General features: G+C 64.6%; 3 protein-coding genes. All 3 read left to right on the forward strand.

Annotated elements, in window-relative coordinates:
* The first annotated feature begins 59 nt into the window (after window positions 1–59).
* Genes tnpA through tnpC form a run of 3 tightly spaced genes read left to right on the forward strand, consistent with a single transcriptional unit; the run spans window position 60 to window position 2,488 of the window.
* Window positions 60–455, forward strand: coding sequence for an IS66-like element accessory protein TnpA (tnpA, locus tag ACRARE_RS22560; protein ID WP_207020876.1), 396 nt, complete (start codon window positions 60–62; stop codon window positions 453–455).
* Complete coding sequence (tnpB, locus tag ACRARE_RS22565) at window positions 452–802, forward strand: IS66 family insertion sequence element accessory protein TnpB (protein WP_207020875.1); 351 nt, start codon at window positions 452–454, stop codon at window positions 800–802. Before tnpA ends, tnpB begins: the two co-directional genes overlap by 4 nt.
* A 60-nt stretch (window positions 803–862) precedes the next feature.
* The gene (gene tnpC / locus ACRARE_RS22570) at window positions 863–2,488 is read left to right on the forward strand and encodes an IS66 family transposase (protein ID WP_432658564.1); all 1,626 of its coding nucleotides are present in this window, start codon (window positions 863–865) and stop codon (window positions 2,486–2,488) included.
* The last annotated feature ends 27 nt before the right edge of the window (window positions 2,489–2,515 follow it).

The following is a 2,515-nucleotide window of genomic DNA, read 5'->3' on the forward strand; positions in this document are numbered from 1 at the left end:
GTACGCCTCCGGCGAGGGCCGTCTGACGGGGATTTGGGCGTGATGCTAAGTCCGACCTTATGGTCGACCTAAAGTTCACACCCGAGATCGAGATCCTGGCAGCCGGGGATGTTCCGCGTCGGCGACACTGGAACGATGCGGATAAGCTCCAAGTCGTGAAGGAAAGCTATCTGGGACACCGCCAGGTCACAGCGACGGCGCGGCGGCATGGGATCTCGCGTTCCCTTCTGACGACTTGGCGGCGTCAGTATCGGAACGGTGAGTTGGACCTCGAGACAGGTCCGGCATTTGTGCCGCTTACTCTCGCGCCCGAGGCCTCCGATCCGTCGCCACGTGCTGCCGCCAAGAATGTCCAGGTGGAGATCGTGCTCAGGAACGGGCGGCGTTTGCTTGTGTCCTCGGCCGTTAATCCCGATGCCTTGGCCCGCCTCTTGCCCGTGCTGGAAGGTCGATGATCGCGTTCCCGGCGGGGGTGCGCGTCTGGATCGCAGGCGGGGTGACCGACATGCGGCGCGGCATGAACACCTTGGCTCTGACGGTTCAGCAGGGGCTTGGGCGCGATCCGCATGCGGGCGAGATCTTCTGCTTCCGCGGCCGCAAGGGCGACCTGGTCAAATTGCTCTGGCACGATGGTGTCGGCATGTCGCTCTACACGAAGCGGCTCGAGGCGGGGAAGTTCATCTGGCCGTCCAGCGGAGCCGGCGAAGCGGTGCAGATCTCTGCGGCCCAGCTCGGCTATCTCCTGGAGGGGATAGATTGGCGCAATCCGCGCTGGACGCAGCGCCCGACAAAAGCCGGATAAGGCCGCCTCTAAGCCCTTATTTTTTTGGGTGTATGCGTGCCTGCGTGGTAAGCTTTGGCCATGCCAGATACCGCCTCCGAGATCGCCAGACTGCGCGCCGCGCTTGCCGCTTCGGAGGCCCGCGCTGAGGCTGCCGAGAGCGAGCTGGCGCAGACCCGGGCGGTGGTCTCGACCTCGGAAGCGATGATCAAGCATCTGAAGCTGGAGATCGCCAAACTCAGGCGAGAGCACTATGGCCACAGCTCGGAACGCCGAGCCCGGCTGGTCGACCAGATGGAACTGCAGCTCGAAGAGCTCGAGGCGGCCGCCACCGAAGACGAGATTGAAGCCCTGAACGTGGCGAAGACCTCGGCCGTCGCCGGCTTCGAACGCCGCCGCCCGACGCGCAAGCCTTTCCCGGACCATCTCCCGCGCGAGCGCATAGTCATCGAAGCGCCCACCACCTGCTCCTGCTGCGGGTCGGACCGCATCGTGAAGATGGGCGAAGACATCACCGAGACGCTCGAGGTCATCCCTCGGCAGTGGAAGGTCAACCAGACCGTCCGTGAGAAGTTCACCTGCAGGATCTGCGAGAAGATCAGTCAGTCCCCCGCGCCATTCCATCCGACGCCGCGGGGATGGGCTGGGCCGAACCTGCTGGCGATGGTTCTGTTCGAGAAGTTCGGGCAGCACCAACCGCTCAACCGCCAGGCCGAGCGCTACGCCAAGGAGGGCGTCGATCTCAGCCTCTCGACGCTGGCTGATCAGGTCGGGGCCTGTGCTGCCGCACTTGAGCCGATCCATGGCCTGATCCGGACCCATGTTCTGGCGGCCGAGCGCCTGCACGGCGACGACACCACGGTCCCCCTCCTGGCGAAGGGAGGGACGCAGACAGCACGGCTCTGGACCTATGTCAGAGATGACCGGCCCTTTGCTGGCGGGGCGCCGCCAGCCGCGCTGTTCTACTTCTCGCGCGACAGGGAAATGGCCCATCCGAACCGGCATCTTGCAGGGTGGCGGGGCGTTCTCCAGGCTGACGCCTATGGCGGCTACAACGACCTCTACCGTGGTGGGCGTGATCCCGGCCCCGTGCTGAGCGCTCTCTGCTGGAGCCATGCTCGACGGAAGTTCTTCGAGCTTGCGGACATCAAGGAGAATGCCCGCCAGAAGAAGCCCGCGCACGACATATCGCCTGTCGCGCTGGAAGCCGTGAAGAAGATCGATGCCATCTTTGACATCGAGCGCCAGATCAATGGCCTGGACGTCGCCAGCCGGCTCGAGGCCCGGCACCGGCTGGTCCGCCCACTGGTCGAGGGCCTGCACGACTGGATGCAGACCGAGCAGGGCACCATGTCGAAGCACAACCCCGTCGCCAAGGCGATCGCCTACATGTTCAAGAAGGACCGTTGGGACGCCTTCACGCTCTTCCTGAACGACGGACGGATCTGCTTGACCAACAATGCAGCCGAGCGCGCACTTCGCGGGATTGCACTGGGAAGAAGGTCATGGCTCTTCGCCGGCTCCGAGCGCGGCGGCGACCGAGCAGCCTTCATGTACTCCTTGATCGTCACGGCAAAGATGAACGACATCGACCCGCAAGCGTGGCTTGCTGACGTCCTCGCTCGGCTCCCCAGCACAACGGCATCACGCGTGCCGGACCTTCTGCCCTGGAATTGGCAGCCATCGGAGCGCCGGCGCGCAGCATGACCACGGCCTACGCCGGATGCTTACGAT

The organism is Pseudooceanicola aquaeponti, from assembly GCF_050897975.1.
Taxonomy (GTDB): Bacteria; Pseudomonadota; Alphaproteobacteria; order Rhodobacterales; family Rhodobacteraceae; genus Pseudooceanicola.

Bases quoted from the DNA above. Each gene is read 5' to 3' on its own strand.
- tnpA (WP_207020876.1), top strand. From the start codon at position 60: ATGGTCGACCTAAAGTTCACACCCGAGATCGAGATCCTGGCAGCCGGG.
- tnpB (WP_207020875.1), top strand. From the start codon at position 452: ATGATCGCGTTCCCGGCGGGGGTGCGCGTCTGGATCGCAGGCGGGGTG.
- tnpC (WP_432658564.1), top strand. From the start codon at position 863: ATGCCAGATACCGCCTCCGAGATCGCCAGACTGCGCGCCGCGCTTGCC.